Origin of the sequence: Robiginitalea myxolifaciens (genome assembly GCF_900115205.1) — a bacterium.
In the GTDB taxonomy this organism is placed as follows: domain Bacteria; phylum Bacteroidota; class Bacteroidia; order Flavobacteriales; family Flavobacteriaceae; genus Robiginitalea; species Robiginitalea myxolifaciens.
On sequence record NZ_FOYQ01000001.1, the window covers coordinates 542,356 to 566,807 of the forward strand.

Below are 24,452 nucleotides of genomic sequence, written 5' to 3' on the forward strand. Positions count from 1 at the left end.
TCAGAGTTCTTTTACGGCCTGCTTAAACTGATCGCCGCGATCCTCGTAATTTTTAAATAAATCAAAACTGGCGCAGGCCGGGGAAAGCAATACGGTATCCCCGCGTTCTGCAATCTTGTAAGCGACCTTAACCGCCTCACTCATGGCATAAGTCTCCACCATTAAATCCACTGCCCGGCCAAAGGCCTCGATAATTGGGGAGTTATCGACCCCAAGGCAGATGATAGCCTTTACTTTCTCCCGAACCAGTGGCATCAGGGGCAGGTAATCATTCCCTTTGTCCACACCGCCCACGATCCATACCGTAGGGGTAGTCATACTTTCCAGGGCATAGTAGGTTGCATTCACGTTGGTTGCCTTGGAATCATTGATGTAATTGACATGTTGGATACGCAAAACCTGCTCCAGGCGGTGAGCCGCTCCCTGGAAATTGGCAACACTGGCACGGATACTCTCCTTGCGGATCCCCAGCAATCGCGCTACGGTTGCCGCAGCCATTGTGTTTTTGATGTTGTGCCTGCCCTGCAGGGCCAAGTTGTCCGTTGTCATGGTCAATTCCGATTTATCGGTTCGAATATTAATTTCATTGCCGCGCAAAAACGCGCCTGTTTCTTTTTCTGTTGTTTCAGATGTACCCCCTGCTTCTTCCCAACTACAGGGCCAGAGCCTTGCAGCGGTTCCTGCTTTTGGAATCTCCTCACCGAGTACCGGATCGTCCCGGTCATAGATCAAGTGGTCAGCTTCCTCCTGGTTCTCCGTTATCCGCAACTTGGAAGCGATGTACAATTCCATTTTGTACGCATAGCGATCCAGGTGATCCGGGGTGATGTTGGTGATGATGGCCAGTTTCGGGTGGAAGGCCATAATGCCATCCAACTGGAAACTGCTTACCTCCAGCACATACACCTCGTGGGTTTCACGCGCCAGCATGCCGGCAAAACTGTCGCCGATATTGCCTGCCAGACCGGAATCCATCCCGCCTTCCTTCAGGAGATGGTGGGTGAGCATAGCGGTGGTCGTCTTCCCATTACTACCGGTTATCGCAACTATGGGCGCCTGGCAGTACCAGGATCCGAACTCGATTTCCGAGATCACCGGAATTCCCTTTTCCCGTAAGGCTACCACCAGGGGAACCGTATCGGGAATGCCCGGGCTCTTGATACAGAAATCGCAGGTAAGGATTCGCTCCTCGCTGTGCCCCCCTTCTTCCCAGGGTACTTCAATCTGATTCAGAACGTCTTTATATCGGGCTGCGATTTGTCCTTTGTCCGAGACCAGGATCTCAAAGCCCTTTTGCTTTGCCAGTTCAGCCGCTCCCACTCCGCTTTCGCCGGATCCCAGGATGGCGACAAAACCGCCTTTTTTCAGTTTTTCAACCTGCGCTTTTACCGCAGTCTTCTCCGCCTTCCCCTCAGAGCTCATGGTTAGCGAACCTTGAGGGTAACAATGGTCACGATTGCCAGTAAAATCCCGATAATCCAGAATCGCGTTACGATTTTACTTTCGTGATACCCTTTCTTTTGATAGTGGTGGTGCAGGGGCGACATCAAAAAAATGCGCCGGCCTTCCCCGTATTTTCTCCGGGTGTATTTAAAGTAGCTCACCTGCATCATCACCGATAAGGACTCGGCAAAGAAGATTCCACACAAGAGTGGAATCAGTAATTCCTTGCGCACGATCAAGGCGATCACTGCGATTACCCCACCTATAGTAAGACTACCTGTATCGCCCATAAAAACCTGTGCGGGATAGGCGTTATACCAGAGGAATCCCACCAGCGCACCTACGAAGGCGGCGATAAATACCAGCAGTTCCCCCGCCCTTGGGATATAAAAGATGTCGAGGTAATCGGAGAATATGATATTACCACTTACCCAGGCGAAAATGCCAAGGGTTAGTACAATGATAGCCGAGGTCCCGGCTGCCAGGCCATCGATACCATCGGTTAGGTTGGCGCCATTGGAAACGGCAGTTACGATAAAGATGACGATGGGGATAAAGATGAGCCAGGCATATTTTTCTGCGTTGGGGCCTATCCAGCTAATCCATTCGCTATAATCGAGTTCGTTATTCTTGAAAAATGGGACGTTGGTCTTCAACGCTTTTACCTCTTTGCCTTCTACCTGTTCTACCTGGTAGTCCGCCGTAATCCGGGAGGTGTTGCGCTCCTTCATGGTAACTTCCGGGTGGAAGTACAGGATGGCACCGACCATAAGACCGAGCACCACCTGGCCCATAACCTTAAATCGACCCTTGAGGCCCTGTTTGTTCTTTCTGAAAATTTTGATGTAATCGTCGATAAAGCCGATGACCCCCATCCAGACTGTGGTAACGATCAGCAAAATCACGTAGATATTATCGAGGCGGGCAAACAACAAGGTGGGGATCAGGGTAGAGAGAATAATGATTATCCCTCCCATGGTTGGGGTTCCGGCCTTTTGCTCCTCCCCTTCCAGGCCCAGTTCGCGAATTGTCTCCCCGATCTGGCGCCGACGTAAAAATCGAATGATGCGCTTTCCATAGACGGTAGCCAATACCAGGGAAAGCAATACAGCCAGGGCCGCTCGGAACGTCAGAAATCGGAAGAGCGTAGCCCCGGGGAGCTGGTATTGTTGTTCCAGAAATTCGAATAGATAGTACAACATAGCTAACTCGTGGCTTCTTGTAGTACGGACTTGACAATACCGTAATCGTCAAAATCCCTTCGTTTTCCTTTGATTTCCTGATAGGTCTCATGCCCTTTCCCGGCGATGAGGATGATATCCCCGCTTTGTGCGAGTTTACATGCCGTGCGGATGGCCTGCAGCCGGTCTGTCACGGTAAGTACTTTTCGTGTATTCTGGGCTTCCACCCCTGCCTCCATTTCCCGGATTATTGCTTCCGGGGGCTCTGACCTGGGGTTGTCAGAAGTAAAAATGGCTGTTTGGCTCATCTCTGAAGCGATATGACCCATAACCGGACGCTTAGACTTGTCACGATCACCACCACACCCCACTACGGTGATGACGTTTTCATTTCCAGTCCTCAATGCATTGATAGTTACCAACACATTTTTTAACGCGTCCGGAGTATGGGCATAATCGACAATAGCCGTTATACGCTGCTTCGAGACAAAATATTGAAACCGCCCATCGACGGTATGCAGCCCGCTGAGTAACTTCAGGATTTCCAGCGGTTCAAGACCCAGAATATGGGCCGTGGCGTAAATCGCCAAGATATTGTAGGCGTTGAAAGCGCCTATCAGTTTGGTCCAGACTTCCTGTTCCTGGATCTTGAGCAATTGCCCATCGAGCTGTTGCTCCAGGATTTGAGCCCGGTAATCGGCGTAGGTTTTCAAGGCATAGGAATACTTGCGAGCGCCCGTATTCTGTATCATGTACAAGCCGTTCTTGTCGTCCGCATTGGTCAGGGCAAAAGATCCCTCGGGCAGGCCATCGAACAACCTTTTCTTGGTATCCCGATACGCGGCGAACGTTTTGTGGTAATCCAGGTGGTCGTGGCTGAGATTCGTAAAGATCGCGCCCTCAAAATGCAGTCCACCCATCCGTTGCTGGGCAATACCATGGGAGCTGACCTCCATAAAACAGAACTCGACGCCGGCCTCACTCATCTTGTCCAGATACGAATTGATGGTGATTGCATCCGGGGTGGTATGGGTGGTGGGATACACCGCCTCCCCGATCTTTATGGATATGGTAGAAATAAGTCCGGTTTTGAAACCAGCTTTCTGAAATAACTCAAACAAGAGGCTGGTGACGGTAGTTTTGCCGTTGGTACCGGTAACCCCAATCAACTTCAGGTTCCGAGAGGGATTGCCATAGAATATCGATGCCATGATCGCCAGGGCGTACTGGGAATCGGCTACCTCCACATAGGTAATTCCCTCTTGCAACGATTCCGGCAGGGTTTCACAGATCACGGCAACCGCTCCTGAGGCAATACTCTTTTCGATGAAAGCGTGCCCATCGGCAGCTACGCCGCGAATGGCAACAAAGGCACTGCCCTTGCTGACTTCCCGGGAATCAAAACACAGTTTTTCAATTCCGATAGCGGTACTTCCGCTTACCGCCTGCAGGGGCACCCCGTATAATAGATCCTTGAGTACCTTCATGAGAGCTCCAGGATTACACGTTTGACCTGACTAATGTCCGTTCCCTTGGAAACGGATTGTCTTTTAACCTTGCCATTACCCCGAACTTCCACTTCCAGACCGAGATTTTCGAGCAGGGACACAGCGTCCATTCCGGACATGCCCCGCAGATCAGGCAGCGTCTGCATTTTCTCCTGCGCCAGGGAATAATAACCCTCATAGGCTTCATCCAGGTCGGGTTTCTCCAGGGTGAATTCAGGCAAGTGAGATTCGATTGGCCGGTTGGCGAGGATCTTTTGCGCTACGGATTGAAAAACCGGTCCGCTTACATCCGCCCCGTAATACCCGACACTCTTATCCGGTTCGTGGACCACCACAATACAGGAATACAAGGGCTCCTCAGCAGGGAAATAACCTGCAAAAGTGGAGATATATGCCAGTTTCTCAGGGTCCTTCCCGACGTAGTTCTTTTGAGCTGTACCGGTTTTACCCGCAAGGGAAAGGAAAGGCGTATCGAGCTTATGCCCGGTACCATGTTTTTCTGAAACCACTTTCCGTAGCAGCTCCTGTACCTTACCCACGGTCTCTGGAGAACAGATTTGCGGATGCAGGACTTCCTTATCGAATTTTTCCACGGTGCGATCCCATTCCCGCACTTCCCGGATTAATCGCGGACGCAGCAATTCCCCACCGTTGGCAATCGCGTTATAGAAAGCCAGTGTTTGCAGCGGTGTCATGGATACTTCATACCCATGGGACATCCAGGCCAGGGATATTCCAGACCAGCCCTTATCGCCGGGATTCCGGATTACGGGTACCCCCTCCCCTTTGATAGGCATGCCCAGGGGCTCATGAAGCCGCATTTCCATAAGGCGGTTGACAAAGTTCTGGGGTTTTTCCTTGTAGCCGTTGTGGATGATCTTGGCAAAAGCGGTATTGGAACTTACCTCGAAGGCCTTGCTGACCGTGATCTCTCCATATCCGCCGTGCTTGGAGTCGCGCACCACCCGATCGTAGAGACGCCAGTATCCGCGTTCGGTGTCGATTACGGTGCTGGTATCGACCACCCCATCTTCCAGGGCAGCCACCAGGGACATCAATTTAAAGGTAGACCCGGGCTCATGGGATTCCCCGATTGCGTAGTTCAGGCGCTCGTAGTAGGTGCCTTCTTCGGTACGTCCCAGATTGCTAATGGCCTTGATCGCTCCGGTTGCGGTCTCCATGACGATTACCGTACCGTGCTCCGCCTTGTAATGCTCCAGTTGGCGCAATAAGGCATGGTGTGCAATGTCCTGAATATTAATATCTATGGTGGAAACGACGTCGTATCCGTCCTTGGGCTCAATAATGTTATCCAGGCCAATTGGCTTCCATTGGCCTTTGGCAATTTTTTGTTTCAGGCGCTTGCCTTCCTTACCCCGAAGGTAGTCCCCGAAAGCGCCTTCCAGGCCCACCCGGGTTACATAGCCATTATCGTCATAGCGCTCATAGCCGACACTGCGCTCCGCAATTTTTCCAAGGGGATGTTCGCGAACGGTACGTTGTTCGATAATAAGCCCTCCTTTGTAGGGACCTAATTCAAATAATGGAAACTCCCGAACCGCCAGAAAGTCCGAATAATCCAGATCCCGGGCAATTAGCGCATAGCGATTCTTGTTGGTACGCGCCTTCTTCAAAAGCTTTTCGTAATAATCGGCAGGCTTGCCGAATTGTGCGGCCAAGGCTTTGGCCAGGGGCTGTACTGTGGCGCGAAAGGTCTCCTCCTTTACTGTTACTGCATCGAATCGAATGGTATACTTAGAAACCGAGGTTGCCAACAAACTTCCATCATCGGAATAGAGGTTGCCGCGATTCGGGGCTATGGTAAAGAGTTTCTCAGTGCGCTGCATCGCCAGGTCGCGATATTTTTCCCCCTGGGCAGCCTGCAGGTTGACCAGTTTAAATACCACAGCTCCCGCGAAGAGGAATAAACCTCCGGCAACGAGATATAAGCGACGTAATATGTGGGATGGGGTGACGGCCACGAATTACTCTTCCTTTTGAACTATTATTTTAACCGGCGGTGTTTCGGCAGGCTCCAGGCCGGCCTGGGCTACGCTTGCGCGTATGGCCGATTCCAGTTTGAGGCGCTGGGCTTCCGCCCGAACCTCAACAAACTCACTGCGCAGTTCTTTTACTTCTTCACTGAGCGCTGCAATGTTGTGCACTTTGCGGTCAGCAGCATGAGAACTGGCAATCATTACCGTTGCCAGGGCGGAAGCAAAAACAATAAAGGTCCAGTTCTTGGGGGCGTCACCGCTCACCAAAAACGTTCCTTTCAATAATGCTACTACCCTTTTCTTCATAATTTTAATTTTTCAGTGCTACGCGTTCTGCAATCCTGAGCTTGGCGCTTCGGGATCTTGGATTTCGTTCCAGTTCTTCTGACCCTGGTACAATCAGGCCACCTACCTTTCGGAAAGGAGCCAGTGGATTTCCGTAAAAATCCTTGTCGACTTCCCCCTGAAATTTTCCGGTACGGATAAACCGTTTTACCAACCGGTCCTCCAGGGAATGGTAACTGATCAAACTCAGGCGCCCTCCCGGGCGGATCAGGGGCTCGCATTGCAGGAGGAATTCTTTAAGCGCCTCCAACTCAGCATTGACCTCGATGCGAATGGCCTGGTAAACCTGGGCCAGCATCTTGTTTTCCTTCCGGCGTTCCAGATGTGGTTTCAGCACCTCATTGAGTTGCCCCGTGGTAACGATGGGTTGCTTTTCCCTTTCCTGCACAATGGATCGGGCCATTGGAGCCGCCTTGCGGAGTTCCCCGTATGTGCCTAGCAACTCCCGCAGGGCCTCAAAGGGGTAGGTGTTTACCACTTCTTTGGCTGTAAGGGTTGCCCCCTGGTCCATTCGCATGTCCAGCTTCGCATCCATCCGCAGGGAAAATCCGCGTTCTGCCTGGTTAAACTGGTGGGAACTCACTCCGAAATCCCCCAGGATACCGTCGACTTGCACTATGCCATAGAACTTTAAATACTGCTTTATATACCGGAAGTTTGCCGCGACCAACGTAAACCGCTCGTCTTCCGGAACATTGACCCCGGCATCGCCGTCCTGGTCAAAGGCTATCAATTTTCCATCCGGGCCCAAACGCTTTAGAATCTCCCGGCTATGCCCGCCCCCTCCAAAGGTGACGTCTACATAGGTACCCGACGGATCGGGGTTGAGACCGTCTACTGCTTCCTGCAGCAGAACCGGATCATGATAGGTCATCCCCGTCATCTCCCATTACTTCTTCTGCCAGATCGGCAAAATCCGCAGCGGTTTCTTCCAGGACTTCCTCATAGCGATCCTTATCCCAGATCTCTACAATATTTATCGCCGAACTCAGTACCACCTCCTTCTCGATGCCGGCAACCGACATCAAATTTTTAGGAATGAGCAAACGCCCGGTGGCATCGATCTCGACTAGCTTGACACCGGCGGTAAAGCGCCGGATAAAATCGTTGTTCTTTTTGCGGAATCTGTTCTTGCGGTTCATCTGCTGCATCAGCTGATTCCATTCTGCCATGGGGTAGAGTTCCAGGCAATTGCGAAAGACCGACCGCTTGATCACAAATCCCTCATTGAGGATCGGCACCATCTGATTTTTCAAGGCCACAGGGATCATGATACGCCCCTTGGCATCGGCCTTACAATCATATGTTCCGATGAAACTGGTCACTTAAAAACTGGTCGGTTTTGTTAATAAAACTCAAATATATAGAATTTATTACCACATAATACCACTAATTACCACATTATTTCCAATTTTAGCGTTTAAACCGATCGTTATGAGCTAAAACTGCTGTAAACAGGGGATTTCTTAAGTGGGAGAAATCGAGTCAGAACAGGGGAAGCAGGGACCCTGGCGCCCCCCGGGCACAATCCTTCAAAAGCCCTTGTAGTTAGGGGGAAATGGCTATATTTGCGAACTCAAAGCAGCTGCATCCGCGTATGGAACAGGACATCATCACGGAGGGAAAATACCGCTACATCGAAAAGGGGGAGGGAACCCCAATGATTATACTGCATGGTCTGATGGGCGGGCTCAGTAACTTCCAAGGGGTGAGCGATTACTTTCCCGAGAAAGGCTACAAGGTGTTGATACCCGAGCTGCCGATCTACGATATGCCACTGATCAAAACCAACGTCAAGAACTTTGCGAATTTCCTGGAGAAATTCATTGAATTCAAAGGGCTTAAAGACGTGATCCTGCTGGGGAATTCCCTCGGCGGGCATATTGGGCTGTTACATACCAAAATGTATCCTGAAATGGTCCGGGCTCTGGTGATTACCGGAAGCTCTGGCCTGTACGAAAGCGCCATGGGCGATGGTTACCCCAAACGCGGGGATTACGAGTTTATCAAGAAAAAGGCCGAAGATGTCTTCTACGATCCCAAGGTGGCGACCAAAGAGATCGTCGATGAAGTCTTTGCTACGGTCAACGACCGGATGAAGTTGGTTAAAACACTGGCGATTGCCAAAAGCGCCATCCGCCACAATATGTCCAAGGATCTTCCGAAAATGAAGACGCCTACCTGCATAATCTGGGGGGAAAACGATACCGTGACGCCTCCGAAAGTGGCCAAAGAATTCCACCAGTTGCTCCCGGATTCTGATCTGTTCTGGATTCCGGAATGTGGGCACGCGCCCATGATGGAGCATCCCAATGACTTCAATCGTATCCTGGAGGCCTGGCTTCAGGAGCGAAATTTCTAGACGATAAGGTCTTAGACTCACGCGCCCATTTTAGAACGTTGTTACCATGATCAGGAAAGCCGAATTTGTCATCAGCAACACCGCTGTGGACCGGTGCCCCAAGGAACCGCTGCCCGAATATGCCTTTATTGGTCGTTCCAATGTGGGGAAGTCATCCCTGATCAATAGCCTTACCGGTCAGCGTCACCTGGCAAAGACTTCGGGACGGCCGGGAAAGACCCAGCTTATCAATCACTTTCGAATCGACGACAACTGGTTCCTGGTAGATTTACCCGGCTATGGCTATGCCCGCACATCCAAAAAAGACAAGGCGGCCTTTCAAAAGCTGATCCGCGCCTATTTCACCCAGCGCAAGCAACTCCTGGCCGCGTTTGTCTTGATCGACATTCGTCATGAGCCCCAGCCCATAGATCTGGAATTCATGGAGTGGCTGCACGACCATCAGATTCCCTTTGCCCTGATATTTACCAAAGCCGATAAACTCAAACCAGGTGCCCGCACCCGCGCAACGGAAGCCTACTTTAAAGCTATGGCCGAGGTAGGTTGGGTAGAAGCTCCCCCACATTTTGTCACCTCTTCCTCCAAGAATTTCGGACAGGAAGAACTACTCAATTATATCGAAGGGATAAATGCCGATTTCCGGGCTGGTCAGGCCTGAGGTTTACCCCTGTTTCCTTTAACCTTTTCTTAGCGTAAGGTTCTTGTTTTCGGGCGTAAATTTAGGCCACCAAAACACGCATACCTATGAAAACGGAATACCATCCTGCCGACAGTCGCGGCCATGCCAGTCATGGTTGGCTGGAGAGCTACCACAGCTTCAGCTTCGCCAGTTACTATAACCCAAATCGCATGCAATTCGGAAAGCTCCGTGTGCTCAACGATGATCGGGTAGCCCCCGGCCAGGGATTTGGCACCCATCCCCACCGAAATATGGAAATCATATCCATCCCTCTGGAGGGAGACCTGGAGCACAAGGACAGCATGGGCAATGTATCGGTAATCCGCCAGGGCGATGTACAGGTCATGAGTGCCGGCACCGGGGTTAGCCACAGCGAATACAATAAGAACTCCGATGCCGAAGTCAAATTCCTGCAGATCTGGATTCTACCCGATACCCTCAATGCAGAACCGCGCTACGACCAGATAAGTCTGGAGGTCGAAAACCTCAAGAATACCTTGTATCCTGTACTGGGGCCAAAGGGAAAACACGACGGGCTCTGGATTCATCAGGACGCCTGGTTCCATATGGGGCACTTTTATGCGGGTACCCAGGTTACCCATAACCTTCAGAATCCGGAGCATGGCCTTTACCTGTTCCTATTGGAAGGTTCGGTAAATGCGGGTGGAGTTGCCATGCACCGCCGGGACGGTCTGGCCATACGGGATACCGGGGAGGTAGCTTTAAATTTTACTGCGGATTCTCAAATCCTCTTGATGGAGGTACCCATGGCTTCCTGATCGAAGCAAGGGGTAAATTGCTGCAGGCTTTTATTTTTTAAGTACATTCACGGTTTTGAAGAAAATCAGCCGAAATGTCTGCATCCCATACCCCCTATGCCCAATGGCATCACCCCTACACCCCAGCCAAAGCTTTTAAGAAACGCGCCGCGTACTTCAGTATGGAGTTCGCCGTGGACCAGGGGCTAAAAATCTATAGTGGCGGCCTGGGTTTTCTGGCGGGTTCCCACCTGAAATCCGCCTTTGACCTCAAACAGAACATGATCGGCATTGGTATGTTGTGGTCGTACGGATATTACAACCAAAACCGCCATGAAGATGGCAGCATGCGTGCCGAATTCATTGCAAAACATTATTCCTTCCTCCAGGACACGGGAATTCAGGTTCAGGTCACCATTAACGACAATCCGAATGTACATGTCCGGGCTTATGTCCTCAGTCCTGAGATATTCGGGACCGTTCCCCTTTACCTCCTCAGCACAGATGTACCTGAGAATGACCACCTCTCCCGCACCATTACCGCCAGGCTGTACGATGCGAACGACGACACCCGAATCTCTCAAAATATCGTCCTGGGAATTGGCGGGGCAAAAGTGGTGGAAGCCCTCGGAGGAGCCGATATCTACCATCTCAATGAAGGGCACGCCCTGCCTGCATTCTACTACCTGCGGGACCGCGGTATTGGGGAAAACCAGCGGGTATTTACCACCCATACACCGGAAGCAGGGGGAAATGTCGTCAGAAATGGTTACATGCTCAACCAACGCGGCTTCTTTGGCCGGGTACTGCGGCCGGATGAGCTGCAGGAAGAACTCGTCGGGGATCAATTGAATTTTACGGAAGCAGCACTACGGCTTTCCCGCAAGGCGAACGCGGTGTCCAAATTACATGCGGAAGTTGCACGGGGCATGTGGCAACCCTTTGGGCAGAACCATAAAATTATACCCATTACCAATGCGCAGCATGCACCGAGTTGGACAGATAGCATTCTGAGATCGGCATTCGAAAAGAAAAATACCGCGCGTTTCAGAAAGCGAAAAAAAGAACTTAAAGCCACCCTGTTCCGGGAAGTCCTGGACCAATGCGGAAAAGTCTTTGATCCCGATGTAATTACCATAGTGTGGGCGCGGCGTTTTGCTGCCTACAAACGGGCCGACCTGCTGCTTCGGGATTGGGAAGCCTTTGAGGCCTTGCTATCTAACACGGAACATCCCGTACAGATTATCTGGGCCGGAAAACCCTATCCCTTCGATTATGAAGCGATTAATGTGTTTAACCGCCTGATCCAGACCAGCATTTCCCGACCGAACCTCGCGGTCCTGACCGGCTATGAGCTGGGCCTGTCCAAATTGCTTAAGGACGGTTCAGACATCTGGCTCAACACACCGCGAATTACCCGCGAAGCTTCCGGCACCAGTGGTATGACCGCAGCAATGAATGGCTCAGTAAATCTGTCGGTTAATGATGGTTGGATTCCGGAATTCGGCAAGGATGGTGAAAATGCTTTTGTGCTCCCCGAAGCCGACTACATGACGCCCCATTCTGTTCAGGACGACTTTGATTGTGCCAACCTCTACAAGAGCCTGACCACTCAGGTATTACCCAGCTATTACGATTCCCCCCAGCAATGGGACGACATCGTATTCCAGGCAATGCAAGAGGTGGTCCCGGAATTTTCAAGCCATCGGATGGCTACGGCCTACTACGAGGAATTGTACCGGGAATAGCAGTAAAAAATACAAGCAAGTCCCGACAGGTATTGAGATTGCGGGTTATTGCTTTGCTGCGTCCGCATCGATTACTTCCTTAAAGTAATCGCAAAAATCGCGGAATGCGCCGGTAAGTACTTCGTCCTGGGTGGCGCGCAGGTAGGTATCGGAAAGGGCTACCAGACTCTGATGGAAGAAAATTTTCATATCGTCCAGCGGCATATCCTTAGTCCACAAGTCTATTTTCAGGGATTCCCGCGCTTTGCTGTCCCAAACGGATAACAACATGGCCTTAGCTTCAGCGGATTCTATGCCCCCATCTTCAGCTGACCATTGTAATTTTTCGGGCACCCGGTTTTCATCGAGGCTAACCTGCAAGCGAATTTCCGAAGTATGTAATTTGGACATGTGATTATTTTGGTGGTTTGTACTTGGAGGCCCTGAGGATTTCCTCCCCGCTCATTTGTAACAGTTCTTCAGGGCTTAAGGAACCGTCCTCCATCAGGGCGCGGACGATTTGCCAGCCCATATAGCGACCAATGCGTCCGGGGGATTCATTATCGAGGACCAAGCGGAATTTACTGAAAGGCGCCGGATCCAAAAACCGGGCATTCAGGGTGGCATCCGTGTCATAGAGCAATTCCTGCTCAATAAAATAGCGCCAGATTTGCCCTTCGTTCTCCCGGGTCCATTGCAATTCCTCCTGGGTGTACTGGATTTTGATGGCGTCCTCTTCCTGCGGCATTAGCAGGTCTTTGAGGTAGAGTATCTTTCCGTGATACACCATGCGGTCCAGGAAACTGCGCTCACGGGAAGGCGTAACCAAACGTCTGGCGAGGGCTGTACCCACATCCGAAACCAGGTAAGCAGGGTCGAGGCTGTTGGCCTGATAGCGATCGATTCCGGCATAAAATTCGTGATCCCGCCCGAGATAACTGTCCAAACCAATGAGCAACAGGCTATCGGTTAGGATTATCCGGTTATCCATGTCTACCCGGGTAGTCAGGGTTATCACCTTTTCAGGTAAGGGGAGATACGGAAAATAGTATCGGGCGTGTTTAAAGAGCAATTCCAACTCGGCCTGATATCCGTCAAAATTGGGATAAACCCGCGCCACCTCGTTGCGCAAGTCTACCTCCAGGGTATCGGCCTGCTTGGCCAACCAGACACTATCTGGCACCCCGGCAGGGAAAAGAAATGGAAACCGACCTTTGAGCCCGTCCAGGCCATCTACCGGCATTGCGTCGAATTCCCGATCAAATCGCTGTACCTCCAGGGAAATGGGAACGGCGAGAATCTCCTGCTGAACTGCTGCATCCGATTCCCCACACCGGGTCAAACCAAGTAGCGTGATAGCGCAGAAAAGCCCTAGAGCAAGGCGCCTTAAACGGCGTAAAATCCTGGTTTTAGATTTCGGGTTCAGCATCGTATTTTTACGCTTCAAAGGTAACGGATTTCCAACAAAATTAAAGGCCGCATGCAAACTGAAAAAATCATTGATTATATCGTAAACTGGTTACGGGACTACGCCCAGAATGCCGGCATGAAGGGTTTTGTAGTTGGGGTTTCGGGAGGAATTGATTCGGCCCTCACCTCTACCCTATGCGCCAGGACCGGCCTGGAAGTCCTTTGCCTGGAGATGCCTATCCACCAGGCCAAATCCCAGGTTAGCCGTGCGGCCAACCACATTGCCTGGCTCAAGGATCACTTTCCAAACGTGCGTTCGGAATGGATCAACCTCACCCCGGTTTTCGATAGCCTGATCAGTGTGATGCCTGCCGTGGACAATGAAGAAAAACGGCATATGTCCCTGGCCAATACGCGGGCGCGCCTGCGGATGACCTCCCTGTATTATTTCGCCGCCCTGGAAAAATACCTGGTGGCCGGTACCGGAAACAAGGTAGAGGATTTCGGCGTCGGTTTCTACACCAAGTACGGTGATGGTGGCGTGGATTTAAGCCCCATTGCCGATCTGTTGAAGACCGAGGTCTATGCCCTTGCCGCCCAATTGGGAATTAATCGGGAAATACAGGTAGCGCCGCCAACCGATGGACTCTGGGGAGACAACCGCACTGACGAGGAGCAGATCGGGGCCAGCTACCCGGAACTCGAATGGGCTATGGCAATGGCCGATGCCGGGAAATCTGCAGACGACTTTGAGGGGCGTCAAAAAGAGGTTTTTGAGATCTACATGCGGTATAATACCGTTAATCGACATAAAATGCTTCCTATCCCCGTTTGTGAGATACCACAATCCCTGAAAGAAACCTCTTAACTAGGAATCAGTACATTAGCACGATTTTTTGGGCCAATCTCGAGCGGGGTCAGAAATTTTTTAACACCTTTGTGAAGCATTCATGGAATTTTAGCCTTACATTACATGTCAGTTTTTGATGACATGCTGGCGAGAAAATAAACCCCCTATCCAATGATCAACGTAGTAATAGCGGACAGCCACCCAATTGTTCGCCTCGGCGTCAAAAAAGTACTGGAACAACACGGAGATTTGGAATTCCTCGGTGAAGCCGATTCCACCTCCAGTCTTTTCCAATTATTACAACAAAAAACACCAGACGTTTTGCTTCTGGAGATGGATATTCCTGAAATAAATGGAATAGCCGCCCTGCGCAAAATGAAGCAGGATTTCCCTTCTGTAAAGGTCCTTATCTATAGTGGTCAATCCGAAGATGTGTATGCCTTGAGTACCATCCGTGCAGGAGCCAGCGGGTATCTTTCGAAAACGGCCAGCGCAACTTCCCTTGCAGATGCCGTATCCAAAGTTGCCCAGGGAGGAATGTTCATTACCAATGAACTTGCACAACGTCTCGCCTTTGATGAAGGCACTAAGAAACCACGTCGCTTCTTCAGGAAACTCTCTACCCGCGAGGTAGAAGTATTAAAAATGCTCGCTAACGGGAAACGCAACAAGGAAGTGGCCGAAGGACTCAACCTCAATGAGAAAACGGTGAGTACCTACAAAGCACGCCTGATGAAAAAACTGAATGTCGATAACATGGTCGACTTGCTGCAACAGGCAAAAGCGCTGGAATTATACTAACGATTTGGTTCAGCTTACTAATAGACAACGGGATCCTTTGGGTCCCGTTTTTTATTGAAATTCCTTGATTACCAAATCGTTGTATTGTGCCAGGCGGGTTTTCAATCCAATGTAATCCTTTACCTGTATCAAATCTTCTACCTCCAAAGCGGGTTGCTCTTCCTCACCTTTCTGGGTCATTTCACTAATCAGGTCATGAATCAGCTGCATGCGCATACTCAGTACGGTCTGGGTCAGGCGTAATTCAATATCCGCCTCTTTGGGTTTTACATAAATATCTTTGCGTTCCCAGCCGTGTAACTCGTGGAGTGTTTCCTGCATGATCAAATCGGATACCAGGGCACCCTGTTCTTCGTCAAGTCCTTTTATCCAGGAATCCACCCGGAAGGCCTCATTGTTTACGAGTTCCCGAATCAACTCCGCATAAAGATTGCGGAACTTGGGGTTCGAAAATTCGATTTCGTCTTCCTGGAGGTCCAGGAATATTTTTTCACTTACCGTGCGTTGCTCTTCCCGAGGCATTAGTTCCAATTCGCCTTCAGAATTTTCCGTTTGCACGTATTCGGTAAACTGGACCTTTTCACTTCCGTATTGCAATAGAATTTTCAGGATCTCGCGCTCGTGCACATCGTGAACGCTAACCTTGTCGGCCTGGGCCGTGCGCATAACTTCCATCGGCGGCTGAGGTGCAGGCTTTCGCGCCGCCTCCTGCTGTTGCTTGCGACCCATTTGGGCCAGGGTATTAAAGAGCACGTCTTCGCTGATATTCATTAGAGAGGCACACTCCTGAATATAGACTTCCCGCTTAATCCTGTCGGGAATCCGGCTTATGCTGCTGACAATATCCCGGATGGTTTCGGCCCGTTTAATGGGATCATTGGCTGCCTCACGGGTCAAAAGCGTTGTTTTGAACTGGATAAAATCCTGGGCATTTTCCGCCAGGTATGCCTCTATGCCTTCCCGGGTATTCTTGCGGGCAAAACTATCGGGGTCCTCCCCTTCAGGAAAACTGCAAACCCGGACATTCATCCCCTCTTCCAGAATTAAATCAATTCCGCGAAGCGATGCCCTCAGGCCCGCGGCATCCCCATCAAATAGCACGACGATATTGCTCGTAAGTCTGCGGATGAGCCGTATCTGTTCCGGGGTTAGCGCCGTTCCACTGGAAGCTACTACATTTTCGATTCCGCTCTGATGCATCTGGATTACATCCGTGTACCCTTCGACCAGGTAGCAAACATCTTCCTTCGCGATTGCCTTTTTGGCGAGGTAGATCCCGTAGAGCACCTTACTCTTGTGATAGATATCGCTTTCGGGGGAGTTCAGGTATTTGGCAACCTTCTTATCCGAACTCAAGGTCCTGCCCCCAAAACCAAGGATGCGCCCACTCAACGAACGTATGGGAAACATAACTCTACCCTTGAAACGATCGAATTTTCGTGTTTCCCCGCCTGGTTCCCGAGGATCCTTGACAATGGTGAGCCCCGTCTTTTCCAGAAATTCCAACTGATAGCCTTCCTCGAGGGCGGCATTCGTGAGGGCATCCCAGGAATCCGGGTTGTACCCCAGCGCAAAGGTCCTTATCGTCTGATCCGAAAACCCGCGTTCCTTAAAATAACTCAGGCCAATGGCCTTCCCCTGTTCCGATTCCCACAGGGTCTTTTCGTAATAGCTGCTGGCAAATTCGGTTACCAGCATCATACTTTCCCTTTCGCTGGCTTTTTCCTTTTCCTGGTCGGTTTGCTGGGTTTCCTCGATTTCGATCTGGTATTTCTTGGCCAGATAGCGAATCGCTTCGGGATAGGTAAAGTGCTCGTGTTCCATTAAAAAGGCCACTACATTCCCGCCTTTGCCACTACTGAAGTCTTTCCAGATCTGCTTAACGGGGGAAACCATAAAGCTGGGGGTGCGCTCATCGGTAAAAGGGCTTAACCCCTTGAAGTTGGAGCCCGACTTTTTGAGATTCACGAAATCACCGATCACCTCCTCCACCCGGGCGGTTTCGTAAACGCGATCAATGGTACTTCTCGAAATCATGGCGGGGTACAAATGTAGCCCCTAAAAATAGCAAATCGGGTTGGGTTGGAAAAGCAAAAAGACGCCTGGAATACAGACGCCTTTTTCAAAGTGGAGTGATGCTCCGCTAATAGATGAAGCTAACTCTTATAAGTCAAATCGCAGTCCCAGGGAGATATTGCGCTGTTCTACAGCGGCATCCTGGAATATCGGATTCAGGTCGTATTTAACGTAAAGCAGAACTCCCTCTACTCCGGCGTAGGCACTCAACCCATAGATAAAATCACTGGTGTTGTACCTTCCTTTGAGTTTGTCCTTTCGGTTATCCCCGTTCTCGCTGTATTTGAGTTTTTGACGGGATCCCAAATTAATACCTGCATACCCACCAAACCCGATACGGAATTGATTGTGCAGGGAGTAACGCACGCGATCCTCATACTCTTTGAACTTTGATGGCCCAAATTCGAAATGCAGGGGGAAAACCAGGTTATCCATGCGGAATTTCGATTTATCCAGATCAAATTCGAATTCTTCGAGGCGGGTTTCCCCGTTGTCCCGGACAAAGTATTGGTTGTTCTCTGGCTTGAGTCCATTGAACTGGAAAGAAAATCCATAGTTTATCCGCATGAAATTGGAGTTCTTGAAAACACGGGTTCTCCACCCATAACCAATTTCAAAGAAACGGCTGCCTCCAAGGCGATATGGGGAATCCTCCAGGTTCTCACCATCGATGATGGCGTTGTTCAGACCAAAGGCAAAAACCAGGTCGGAATAGGTTCGGCGGTCGTACTTGAAATCGCGGTCGCTTTTCCAGTGTACCCAGGATCCTTCTCCGAAACCGAAATCGACTTCAATGTATTCCACATTATCCTCTTCTTCCGGATCTTCGGCTACCTCTCCGGCATTTCTTTCGAGCAGCGCGATCTCGCGATCGATCATCTGTCGGCGATCTTCAATGTTCAGTGCGCGCTTCTCAGCAGCTTCCTGCTTGAGTCGCTGCGCTTCTTCCGAATTAATTTCCCCGGCCTCGAGGCGTTTCTCGATATCCAGGATTTCCATTTTCAGGGCTTCTTTCTCCGAGATCTCAACTTGTTCCCGAGCTTCTCGCAGTTGCTCGATTCGATCGGAATAATCTCCTTCCTGCGCCAGGACCGAACTTGCGATGAGGCAACATATAAAGACGATAGTAGTGCGTAAAATGTGATTCATGATGTAGTGATTTGATGAGTGATGAATAAACTAGGCTTGATGATTAAATTTTGATTGATGAATAAACTTCTGTTGGATTATGCGGTTTATTGATTGCGTTGTGCCATCGCCAGGCGCACTTTGGTAAACCGACTTTTTAACTGATCAAACAATTCTTCGCGAAAACTGCGATCGAGTTCCACCTCAACCTCGCTGAGCAAGGCCGTGGCATCGACGGTTCCTGTATTACTAATTTTCGGGGCACCCGCCAGGGCAACTTCAGCCTCGCGCAACAGGGAATCGATGGTAGCATCGCTAATCTGCTCGCCATCCGACTCCAGTACAGCCAACCGTGTTAGCAGGCTGTCGATCTCCCGATCAATACGCTGATTCATCAGGATACTGTCCGATTCTATGTTGGAGTTTTCGGATTCCATAGCGAGGACTTCCTCCTTGATTGGCTCAGGCTTGATCCCGCCGTAAAGAATTTCTTCACGCTTCTTTTCTACTTCCGGGGCGATATCCTCCTGGATATCCTGCTCGTCAGGTAAGACCGACTCCCCTTCGTTTTCCGAACGCTCCGGTTGTTGCTTATCTTCTTCTGATACTTTTTCAGTTTCCGGGCTAACCACTACCTCCTGGGTTGGCGGTAATTCTGCCCCCTGAAAAAGAACAGTCCGAAGTGCCAGGAAGAGGACCACGGCTGCAGCCACCGCATACATCCAGGGCTTGATTATGGCTTGCTTGCGCTTTGGCTCAGGCCCCAGTTGGGAGGCAATACGATCCCAGCTATCTGCGGCTGGCGTGATCTTGCGGTCGCGAAGTTTCTCGCGAAGGTTCTTTTCAAATTCAACGGGTGCCATAATGTAAATTTTTGTTTTTGGCCAGGTACTCCTGCAATAATTTTCGTGCCTTGTACAACTGCGATTTTGAAGTACTCTCACTGATATCGAGCATGTCTGCAATCTCGCTGTGCTTGTAACCCTCAACCGCATAGAGCACAAAAACGGTTCGGTAGCCTTCCGGAAGGGAATCGATCATTTTTTCGATCTCTTCGACTTCGAGGAAGTCAGAGGACTGCCATTGGATCGTTACGGGTTCGGGAATTTCTTCCTCGAAAACGACAAATTGCTTTTTGCGTAAAAAGTCAATGGCTTGTCGTACCATGATCCGGCGAACCCAACCTTCAAAACTCCCTTCGAAGCGATAGGATTCCAGGCGTTGGAAAACCTTCACAAAACCTTCGATCATTACGTCTTCGGCGTAGTGCAGATCGGGTATGTACCGCCTGCAGACCGCCAGCATGGTGGGAGCCATACTCTCGTACAAGGCGTGCTGGGCTTCCCGGTTACCGGAGCGAGCCTTTTCCACCAGGCTTCGTTCATTGCGAAAGAGCGAAATAATCTTCACGGTTCTCGTTGGTTTCTATTGGATAGACGGGGCGGTTTTAAAAAAGGTTGCCTTAGGGTGAAAAAAATTTAAAATTTTTGAATGGGCTGTTGCCGCTTGTCGATTGCAGGGGGAAGGATTATCTTGAATTAAGGGGCGAGGGGGACATCCCCAAAATGGAAATTACTGTTTCCGATCCACCACATAATTCACCATCAACTCAAGGGCCTGCCGGTATTCATTGTTTTCGAATTCTTCGAGCATCTCAAGGGCACTGGCTTTGTACTCCTGCATTTTGGCCTCTGCATATTCCAAACCTCCGGAGTCTTTTACAAATGCAATTACTTCCTTGACTCGCTTGCGATTTTTATTGTGATTCTTAACAGAATTAATCAACCACTTGCGATCCTTGGGATTGGCCTGGTTCAGGGCATAGATCAGGGGCAGCGTCATTTTCTGCTCCTTGATATCAATACCAGTAGGTTTCCCGATCCGGTCTTCCCCGTAATCGAATAAATCGTCTTTGATCTGAAAAGCCATTCCGCAGCGTTCCCCAAAGGTCCTGAAGTACTCTACCCACTTGGAATCCGGTTTTACGGAGGCAGCCCCTAGACTGCAACAGGCAGCAATCAGGGTTGCGGTTTTCTGGCGGATAATTTCATAATACACCTCCTCGGTAATGTCCAGGCGACGCGCTTTTTCGATCTGCAGTAATTCCCCTTCACTAATCTCCCGCATGGCTACCGAAATTATTTTCAGAAGGTCAAAATCGTCGTGATCTACCGAAAGGAGCATCCCCCGGGCTAGCAGGAAATCACCGACCAGGACGGCAATTTTATTTTTCCAGAGGGCATTGATCGAAAAGAATCCCCTGCGCTTGTAGCTTTCGTCTACCACATCGTCATGTACAAGACTGGCAGTATGGATCAGCTCGATAACCGACGCCCCCCGATAGGTACGATCATTGACTTCACCCGCGTTTAGGAGTTTGGCGGTCAGCAGGACAAACATGGGTCGCATCTGCTTCCCCTTGCGATTTACAATATAGTAGGTGATCCGGTTGAGGAGAGGGACCTGGGAAGACATCGACTGGTGGAACTTCTTTTCGAAGAGTTCCATTTCGGCCTCAATGGGTTCCCGGATTTGCGCGCTGATCTTCAAGAATTGCGAATTTGGAAGGCCTGCTTTTTGGCCGTATAAAAGTACGGAAAATACAGGGATAAGCCCTTAGGGAACGGATTTCAAATTCCCACCGAAAGCAGATCAGGAATCCTTGGGTACCGACTTATTTGCCAACTGTCCGCAGGCCGCATCGATATCCTTACCCCGGGAGCGTCTGACGGTCACCGTAATTCCCACATCCTCCAGGGCCGTAATGTACATTTGTAGCGCTTTTTCAGAAGCCTGTTGGAAGGCCCCTCCGTCAATAGGATTGTATTCAATAAGGTTCACCTTACAGGGGGCAGCCCGGCAAAAATCCAGTAAAGCCTGCACATCTTCCGGGGTATCGTTAATCCCTTTCCAGACAATGTATTCATAGGTGACCCGGCTTTTGGTTTTCTCATACCAGTAAGCGACCGCCTCTTTTAATTGATCGAGTCCCATCCGGGCATTGAATGGCATGATATCCGTCCTCACGGCATCCCTTGCGGCATGTAGCGACACAGCCAATCCAAAGCGGGGCTGCTCATCGGCCATTTTTTTCATGATTTTGGGCACCCCGGAAGTAGACACCGTTATGCGGCGCGGAGCCATATTCAGACCATCTTCCGCCGTGATGCGCTCAATGGCCTTCATGACATTGTTGTAATTCATAAGCGGCTCCCCCATCCCCATAAATACGATATTGGAGAGCGGTCGTCCAAAGTAATGGCGGCTTTGCTGGTCAATTACAAAAACCTGGTCGTAAATCTCATCGGGATTCAGGTTGCGCATTCGCTTCAGGCTGGCTGTTGCACAGAACCGGCAATCCAGGCTGCAACCCACCTGGCTGGAGACGCAGGCGGTTGTTCGGTTTTCAGTGGGAATCAGTACAGACTCCACCAGCAAACCATCGTGGAGTTGCACGGCGTTTTTTATGGTTCCATCCGCACTGCGCTGCATCTGGTCCACGGCAACCTTGTGAATGGCAAATTCCCTGGAGAGCTCTTCCCGCAATTCAAGGGGAAGGTTGGTCATGTCCTCAAATCCGCCTTTACCCTTGGTCCACAGCCACTGGTAAACCTGGTCGCCACGGAAAGCCGGGCGGCCCTGCTCTTTAAAAAATGTACGGAGTTCCTCCCGGCTCAAGGCACGTATATCCTTTTTGACGGGCTGGCTCATGGCTTAGAGAATTAGCATCGCGTCTCCGTAGGAGTAGAAGCGATACTGTTCCAGGATAGCCTCCTTGTAGGCGCGCTTCATCAGGTCGTGGCCCATAAAGGCACTAACCATCATTAACAGGGTAGACTTAGGCAGGTGGAAGTTGGTCACCATGCTGGTCGCAATGCTGAAATCGTACGGAGGGAAAATGAATTTATTGGTCCATCCTTCATGAGTATTCAGCGTGTGCTCAGAGGACACAGCGCTTTCCAGGCCGCGCATTACGGTTGTTCCGATAGCACAGACCTTACGCTTGTTCTTTTTGGCCCGGTTCACGATTTCCGTAGCCCGCTCATCGATGATCAGCTCCTCGCTGTCCATCTTGTGCTTGCTCAGGTCCTCCACCTCAACAGGGCTGAAGGTCCCAAGCCCCACGTGCAGGGTAAGTTCTGCAAAATCTATTCCCTTGATTTCAAGGCGCTTGAGCAGGTGCTTGGAAAAGTGGAGTCCGGCAGTTGGTGCAGCTACGGCACCTTCGTGCTTGGCGTAAATGGTCTGGTAGCGGCTTTCGTCCTCTGGTTCCGGCTCCCGCTTGATGTACTTGGGTAGCGGGGTTTGTCCGAGTTCCCGCAGCTTGCGGCGGAAATCGGTATACGATCCATCGTAGAGGAAGCGAAGGGTTCGCCCTCGGGAAGTGGTATTATCAATGACTTCGGCAACGAGGGTTTCATCCTCTCCGAAATACAATTTATTTCCAATCCGGATTTTCCGGGCTGGATCTACTAAAACGTCCCAGAGACGTTGTTCTTCATTGAGTTCACGCAGCAGGAATACTTCGATGCGTGCCCCGGTTTTTTCCTTGTTTCCGAACAAACGGGCTGGAAAAACCTTGGTATTGTTGAGCACCATTACATCCCCCTCGTCAAAATAATCGATCATATCCTTGAACATCTTGTGCTCAATTTTACCGGTATCCCGGTGGATGACCATGAGTTTGGATTCGTCCCGGTTTTCGGCGGGATATTCGGCGAGAAGTTCTTTAGGTAATTCGAAGTTAAAATGCGATAGTTTCATATAAAGTGCTGGGCGTTTTCAGTTCGGCGGCAGCAAATATACGATCTGCGAACAGGGGATGTCAAGTAAAGTGCAAGTTAATTGCAGTAAAGTGCTCGCTCGGCTTATTAGAAACTGAACGCTCGGCTATTGGAAAATGGAGTTTAAGTTATTCGGAAACCTCCTCGCTTGTGAAACCCAGGACCTCCAGGTCCTTCCAGAAGTCCGGATAGGATTTGGACACTACCCCGGCATCTTCGAAACTCAGGGGGGCTACCATGGCTAGCGGAGCAAAGGCCATAGCCATCCGGTGATCGTTATAGGTAGCAATACGCTTATCGGAAAGCATCTGATGTTCGGGTTTCAGATAGAGGGAGCGATCGGTAACCCGAATGCTTCCTCCTAATTTGGTAATCTCATTATACAGCGCCTGAAGGCGATCGGTCTCCTTGATTTTCAGGGTGTGCAACCCGGTGAGGTCACATCCGATCCCCAGACCAAAACAACAGGCGACCAGCGTCTGGGCCAAATCGGGGGTCTGAATCAGGTTGTGTTTTATTTTAGGTGGAAGCGGTTCATCTCCTTTGCTTAGGGTAATCCGATCGGCTTCGAAGGAGGTATGCACCCCTAGGGGTTTAAAAAGGTCTACAAGGGCGCTGTCGCCCTGCAGGGAATCCTCCCTATAGAAACGCAGTGTAATACGGGTGCCCGGTTCGCTCAGGGCCACAATACTGTAATAGTAAGATGCCGAGCTCCAGTCCGATTCTACGGTGATTTGCCGCTCGCCGCTTATGCTTTGCGCCGGAGCAATCGAAATTTGGTTCCCTGTAAAAGAATTCTGTATGCCCAGGCGCTTGAGCAGGCCCAGGGTCATATGGATATAGGGCATGGAAGTGATGTTCCCCTCCAGGGTCAATTCCAGACCTTCCGGGAGGCTGGGGCCAATCAAGATCAGTGCCGAGATATACTGGCTGCTGACCGACGCGGGCATGGTAACCCGCGGGCCTTTAAGGTGCTGTCCCTTAATGCGTAAGGGAGGGCAACCTTTCTTGCCTTCATAGGTGATTTCTGCACCGAGATCCTTTAAGGCATCCACAAGAATTTCAAGCGGCCGCTGTCGCATGCGCTCTGAGCCGGTCAGCACCACTTCCCTTCCTGCCCGACTGGCAAAATAGGCCGTTAAAAAACGCATGGCCGTACCCGCATGGTGGATATCTACGAGTGCCCCATCTGAAGCTAAACCCTGCTGCATTACCTGGGCGTCGTCGGAATTCGAAATATTGTCGATTTCCAACTCGGGAAACAAGGCTTGCAGCAGCAAAAGACGGTTGGTTTCACTCTTGGATCCGGTAACGGTCAATTCCGCGTTGAGCCTTTTATTTGAAGGGCCTGAAAGCTTGAGATTCACAGGAAGATGCTTAAAAGGAAAAAGCCCAAATATAAT

23 protein-coding genes are annotated in these 24,452 nt (G+C 50.5%); 6 read left to right on the top strand and 17 right to left on the bottom strand.

All coding sequences use genetic code 11. The features are described 5' to 3' along the window. From murD to mraZ, 7 genes are read right to left on the bottom strand one after another with little or no spacing between them, the layout of a single operon-like run. Nucleotides 1-1,422: a UDP-N-acetylmuramoyl-L-alanine--D-glutamate ligase gene (murD, locus tag BM318_RS02380; protein ID WP_092980369.1), complete on the bottom strand. Its 1,422-nt coding sequence runs from the start codon at nt 1,420-1,422 to the stop codon at nt 1-3. 2 nt (nt 1,423-1,424) lie between these two features. Further along, the gene (gene mraY / locus BM318_RS02385; protein ID WP_092980371.1) at nt 1,425-2,645 is read right to left on the bottom strand and encodes a phospho-N-acetylmuramoyl-pentapeptide-transferase; all 1,221 of its coding nucleotides are present in this window, start codon (nt 2,643-2,645) and stop codon (nt 1,425-1,427) included. A 2-nt stretch (nt 2,646-2,647) separates the two neighbouring features. After that, on the bottom strand, nt 2,648-4,111 hold the full coding sequence (locus BM318_RS02390) for a UDP-N-acetylmuramoyl-L-alanyl-D-glutamate--2,6-diaminopimelate ligase (protein WP_092980372.1): 1,464 nt from the start codon (nt 4,109-4,111) through the stop codon (nt 2,648-2,650). Beyond that, the gene (locus BM318_RS02395; RefSeq protein WP_092980374.1) at nt 4,108-6,114 is read right to left on the bottom strand and encodes a penicillin-binding protein; all 2,007 of its coding nucleotides are present in this window, start codon (nt 6,112-6,114) and stop codon (nt 4,108-4,110) included. Before BM318_RS02395 ends, BM318_RS02390 begins: the two co-directional genes overlap by 4 nt. Before the next feature lie 3 nt (nt 6,115-6,117). Further along, a complete protein-coding gene (locus tag BM318_RS02400) occupies nt 6,118-6,435 on the bottom strand; it encodes an FtsL-like putative cell division protein (RefSeq protein WP_092980376.1) in 318 nt (105 codons plus the stop codon). Nucleotides 6,436-6,439: 4 nt separating this feature from the next. Continuing rightward, nucleotides 6,440-7,357, bottom strand: a complete 918-nt coding sequence (gene rsmH, locus BM318_RS02405; RefSeq protein ID WP_092980377.1) for a 16S rRNA (cytosine(1402)-N(4))-methyltransferase RsmH — start codon at nt 7,355-7,357, stop codon at nt 6,440-6,442. Continuing rightward, the gene (gene mraZ, locus BM318_RS02410) at nt 7,335-7,799 is read right to left on the bottom strand and encodes a division/cell wall cluster transcriptional repressor MraZ (RefSeq protein WP_092980378.1); all 465 of its coding nucleotides are present in this window, start codon (nt 7,797-7,799) and stop codon (nt 7,335-7,337) included. Before mraZ ends, rsmH begins: the two co-directional genes overlap by 23 nt. 272 nt (nt 7,800-8,071) lie before the next feature. On the opposite strand from mraZ, the gene BM318_RS02415 reads away from it, so the two are divergent. The 4 genes from BM318_RS02415 to glgP all read left to right on the top strand — a co-directional run bounded on the left by BM318_RS02415 (nt 8,072) and on the right by glgP (nt 12,021). Then, nucleotides 8,072-8,836, top strand: a complete 765-nt coding sequence (locus BM318_RS02415) for an alpha/beta fold hydrolase (RefSeq protein ID WP_092980380.1) — start codon at nt 8,072-8,074, stop codon at nt 8,834-8,836. A gap of 46 nt (nt 8,837-8,882) precedes the next feature. Then, entirely contained in the window at nt 8,883-9,494 is a 612-nt protein-coding gene (gene yihA / locus BM318_RS02420; protein ID WP_092980382.1) for a ribosome biogenesis GTP-binding protein YihA/YsxC, read from the top strand. An 86-nt stretch (nt 9,495-9,580) separates the two neighbouring features. After that, nucleotides 9,581-10,294 carry a pirin family protein gene (locus BM318_RS02425; RefSeq protein WP_092980384.1) on the top strand — a complete coding sequence of 238 codons (714 nt, stop codon included), beginning with the start codon at nt 9,581-9,583 and terminating at the stop codon, nt 10,292-10,294. A gap of 74 nt (nt 10,295-10,368) precedes the next feature. After that, nucleotides 10,369-12,021: an alpha-glucan family phosphorylase gene (gene glgP / locus BM318_RS02430; RefSeq protein WP_092980386.1), complete on the top strand. Its 1,653-nt coding sequence runs from the start codon at nt 10,369-10,371 to the stop codon at nt 12,019-12,021. A gap of 45 nt (nt 12,022-12,066) precedes the next feature. On the opposite strand, the gene gldC is transcribed toward glgP, so the two are convergent. After that, on the bottom strand, nt 12,067-12,411 hold the full coding sequence (gldC, locus tag BM318_RS02435; protein WP_092980388.1) for a gliding motility protein GldC: 345 nt from the start codon (nt 12,409-12,411) through the stop codon (nt 12,067-12,069). A 4-nt stretch (nt 12,412-12,415) separates the two neighbouring features. Beyond that, the gene (gene gldB, locus BM318_RS02440; RefSeq protein ID WP_449619005.1) at nt 12,416-13,429 is read right to left on the bottom strand and encodes a gliding motility lipoprotein GldB; all 1,014 of its coding nucleotides are present in this window, start codon (nt 13,427-13,429) and stop codon (nt 12,416-12,418) included. A gap of 51 nt (nt 13,430-13,480) precedes the next feature. Between gldB and nadE the strand changes: the two genes are divergently transcribed. Further along, nucleotides 13,481-14,278, top strand: a complete 798-nt coding sequence (gene nadE / locus BM318_RS02445) for an NAD(+) synthase (protein WP_092980390.1) — start codon at nt 13,481-13,483, stop codon at nt 14,276-14,278. A gap of 153 nt (nt 14,279-14,431) precedes the next feature. Next, nucleotides 14,432-15,061 (top strand): response regulator, encoded by a 630-nt coding sequence (locus BM318_RS02450; protein ID WP_092980392.1) that lies wholly within the window; start codon nt 14,432-14,434, stop codon nt 15,059-15,061. A gap of 51 nt (nt 15,062-15,112) precedes the next feature. Here BM318_RS02450 and dnaG read toward each other — a convergent pair whose 3' ends face one another. The 8 genes from dnaG to BM318_RS02490 form a co-directional block, all read right to left on the bottom strand. Continuing rightward, entirely contained in the window at nt 15,113-17,098 is a 1,986-nt protein-coding gene (dnaG, locus tag BM318_RS02455; RefSeq protein ID WP_092980394.1) for a DNA primase, read from the bottom strand. A gap of 126 nt (nt 17,099-17,224) precedes the next feature. Continuing rightward, nucleotides 17,225-18,286, bottom strand: coding sequence for a porin family protein (locus tag BM318_RS02460; RefSeq protein ID WP_092980396.1), 1,062 nt, complete (start codon nt 18,284-18,286; stop codon nt 17,225-17,227). Nucleotides 18,287-18,372: 86 nt separating this feature from the next. Next, nucleotides 18,373-19,128 carry a hypothetical protein gene (locus tag BM318_RS02465; RefSeq protein ID WP_092980398.1) on the bottom strand — a complete coding sequence of 252 codons (756 nt, stop codon included), beginning with the start codon at nt 19,126-19,128 and terminating at the stop codon, nt 18,373-18,375. After that, nucleotides 19,115-19,675, bottom strand: a complete 561-nt coding sequence (locus tag BM318_RS02470; RefSeq protein WP_092980400.1) for an RNA polymerase sigma factor — start codon at nt 19,673-19,675, stop codon at nt 19,115-19,117. Before BM318_RS02470 ends, BM318_RS02465 begins: the two co-directional genes overlap by 14 nt. 162 nt (nt 19,676-19,837) lie before the next feature. Beyond that, nucleotides 19,838-20,815, bottom strand: a complete 978-nt coding sequence (locus BM318_RS02475; protein WP_092980402.1) for a polyprenyl synthetase family protein — start codon at nt 20,813-20,815, stop codon at nt 19,838-19,840. Between the two features lie 102 nt (nt 20,816-20,917). Next, a complete protein-coding gene (gene rlmN, locus BM318_RS02480; protein ID WP_092980404.1) occupies nt 20,918-21,976 on the bottom strand; it encodes a dual-specificity RNA methyltransferase RlmN in 1,059 nt (352 codons plus the stop codon). A gap of 3 nt (nt 21,977-21,979) precedes the next feature. Continuing rightward, entirely contained in the window at nt 21,980-23,029 is a 1,050-nt protein-coding gene (gene queA / locus BM318_RS02485; protein WP_092980406.1) for a tRNA preQ1(34) S-adenosylmethionine ribosyltransferase-isomerase QueA, read from the bottom strand. A gap of 148 nt (nt 23,030-23,177) precedes the next feature. Continuing rightward, nucleotides 23,178-24,416, bottom strand: coding sequence for a 3-phosphoshikimate 1-carboxyvinyltransferase (locus BM318_RS02490; RefSeq protein ID WP_092980408.1), 1,239 nt, complete (start codon nt 24,414-24,416; stop codon nt 23,178-23,180). Nucleotides 24,417-24,452 lie beyond the last annotated feature (36 nt).

Bases quoted from the DNA above. Each gene is read 5' to 3' on its own strand.
- BM318_RS02400 (WP_092980376.1), bottom strand. From the start codon at position 6,435: ATGAAGAAAAGGGTAGTAGCATTATTGAAAGGAACGTTTTTGGTGAGC.
- BM318_RS02450 (WP_092980392.1), top strand. From the start codon at position 14,432: ATGATCAACGTAGTAATAGCGGACAGCCACCCAATTGTTCGCCTCGGC.
- BM318_RS02460 (WP_092980396.1), bottom strand. From the start codon at position 18,286: ATGAATCACATTTTACGCACTACTATCGTCTTTATATGTTGCCTCATC.
- queA (WP_092980406.1), bottom strand. From the start codon at position 23,029: ATGAAACTATCGCATTTTAACTTCGAATTACCTAAAGAACTTCTCGCC.
- rsmH (WP_092980377.1), bottom strand. From the start codon at position 7,357: ATGACGGGGATGACCTATCATGATCCGGTTCTGCTGCAGGAAGCAGTA.
- rlmN (WP_092980404.1), bottom strand. From the start codon at position 21,976: ATGAGCCAGCCCGTCAAAAAGGATATACGTGCCTTGAGCCGGGAGGAA.
- BM318_RS02425 (WP_092980384.1), top strand. From the start codon at position 9,581: ATGAAAACGGAATACCATCCTGCCGACAGTCGCGGCCATGCCAGTCAT.
- BM318_RS02415 (WP_092980380.1), top strand. From the start codon at position 8,072: ATGGAACAGGACATCATCACGGAGGGAAAATACCGCTACATCGAAAAG.
- gldB (WP_449619005.1), bottom strand. From the start codon at position 13,429: ATGCTGAACCCGAAATCTAAAACCAGGATTTTACGCCGTTTAAGGCGC.
- mraY (WP_092980371.1), bottom strand. From the start codon at position 2,645: ATGTTGTACTATCTATTCGAATTTCTGGAACAACAATACCAGCTCCCC.
- yihA (WP_092980382.1), top strand. From the start codon at position 8,883: ATGATCAGGAAAGCCGAATTTGTCATCAGCAACACCGCTGTGGACCGG.
- BM318_RS02465 (WP_092980398.1), bottom strand. From the start codon at position 19,128: ATGGCACCCGTTGAATTTGAAAAGAACCTTCGCGAGAAACTTCGCGAC.
- murD (WP_092980369.1), bottom strand. From the start codon at position 1,422: ATGAGCTCTGAGGGGAAGGCGGAGAAGACTGCGGTAAAAGCGCAGGTT.
- dnaG (WP_092980394.1), bottom strand. From the start codon at position 17,098: ATGATTTCGAGAAGTACCATTGATCGCGTTTACGAAACCGCCCGGGTG.
- BM318_RS02390 (WP_092980372.1), bottom strand. From the start codon at position 4,111: ATGAAGGTACTCAAGGATCTATTATACGGGGTGCCCCTGCAGGCGGTA.
- gldC (WP_092980388.1), bottom strand. From the start codon at position 12,411: ATGTCCAAATTACATACTTCGGAAATTCGCTTGCAGGTTAGCCTCGAT.
- glgP (WP_092980386.1), top strand. From the start codon at position 10,369: ATGTCTGCATCCCATACCCCCTATGCCCAATGGCATCACCCCTACACC.
- nadE (WP_092980390.1), top strand. From the start codon at position 13,481: ATGCAAACTGAAAAAATCATTGATTATATCGTAAACTGGTTACGGGAC.